At 67.0% G+C, this 1,303-nt stretch carries 2 protein-coding genes; both read left to right on the top strand.

The genetic code is table 11. The features are described 5' to 3' along the window. Positions 1-77: 77 nt before the first annotated feature. Positions 78-383 (top strand): transposase, encoded by a 306-nt coding sequence (locus EIZ45_RS45805; RefSeq protein ID WP_134662598.1) that lies wholly within the window; start codon positions 78-80, stop codon positions 381-383. Then, on the top strand, positions 380-1,261 hold the full coding sequence (locus tag EIZ45_RS45800) for an IS3 family transposase (protein WP_043836095.1): 882 nt from the start codon (positions 380-382) through the stop codon (positions 1,259-1,261). Before EIZ45_RS45805 ends, EIZ45_RS45800 begins: the two co-directional genes overlap by 4 nt. Positions 1,262-1,303 lie beyond the last annotated feature (42 nt).

Below are 1,303 nucleotides of genomic sequence, written 5' to 3'. Positions count from 1 at the left end.
TGGGCCTGACCCGTTTTGACGGACATCCGAGATCAGGGGGCTGATGCCCTCGGGAAGGATGTTCCATCATGGAGACCATGGGCAGGAAGAAGCCTCGGCCTCGTCGTTCGTTCACGCCTGAGTTCAAGGCCGAGATCGTTGGGCTGTGCCAGCGGGGCGACCGGTCGATCGGGCAGGTCGCGAAGGATTTCGACTTGACCGAGACCGGTGTGCGGGAGTGGGTCAAGCAGGCCGAGCGTGACGCCGGGACCCGCGCCGACGGCGGGCTGACCAGCGACGAGCGGGCAGAGCTGGCCCGGTTGCGGCGGGAGAACCGCCGCCTGTCCGAGGATGTGGAGATCCTCAAACGGGCCACGGCTTTCTTCGCGAAGGAGACCCGGTGAACGTGTACCCGTTCATCGAGGCGGAGAACGCCGGCAGCGACGGCAACGTCAAGCGTGCATGCGAACTGCTGAAGGTCTCCCGAGCCGCCTACTATGCCCACCGTGCCGCCGGACCGTCCCAGCGCAAACAAGACGATGCGGATCTTACCGCCGAGATCATCACGATCCACGACGAGTCGGACGCCACCTACGGAACGCCACGGGTCCACGCCGAACTCCGCGCCCGCGGCAAACGGCACTCCCGCAAACGGGTCGCCCGGCTCCTGCGCGCCGCCGGGCTGGCCGGGCGGACACCGAAACGGTGGCGCACCACCACCGTCCCCGATCTCGCCGCGGCCACCCCAGCCGATCTGATCAAGCGTGATTTCTCTTGTGCCGCAGGCGATATCAACACCCGCTGGTGCGGGGACATCACCTACATCCACACCTGGGAAGGCTGGCTCTACCTGGCCACCGTGATCGACCTGGACTCCCGACGCGTCGTCGGCTGGGCCACCGCGGACCACCTGCGCACCGACCTGGTCGCCGACGCGCTGCACAGCGCCGTCACCCAGCGCCGCCCCGATCCCGGGGTGATCTTCCACTCCGACCGCGGCTGCCAGTACACCTCCGCGCAATTCAACGCCCTCGCCGCCGACGCGGGCGTGCGATTGTCGGTGGGACGCAAGGGACAATGCTGGGATAACGCGGTCGCCGAGTCGTTCTTCGCCACGATCAAAGCCGAACTGCTCGACCGGCAGGGCTGGCCCACCCACACCGCCGCGCACAAAGCGATCTTCGAGTACATCGAAGGCTGGTACAACACCCGCCGCCTGCACTCCAGCCTCGGCTACCTCAGCCCCGCCACCTACGAAACAACCGCGCGCCGGGTAGCCTGACCACACCTCAACGACCCTGTCCGTCAAAACGGGTCAATCCCA

It is taken from the genome of Amycolatopsis sp. CFH S0740 (genome assembly GCF_004522315.1).
GTDB classification, from domain to species: Bacteria; Actinomycetota; Actinomycetes; order Mycobacteriales; family Pseudonocardiaceae; genus Amycolatopsis; species Amycolatopsis nivea.
The sequence above is the reverse complement of the archived record's forward strand: the minus strand, read 5'-3'. Positions and strand labels throughout refer to the sequence as shown.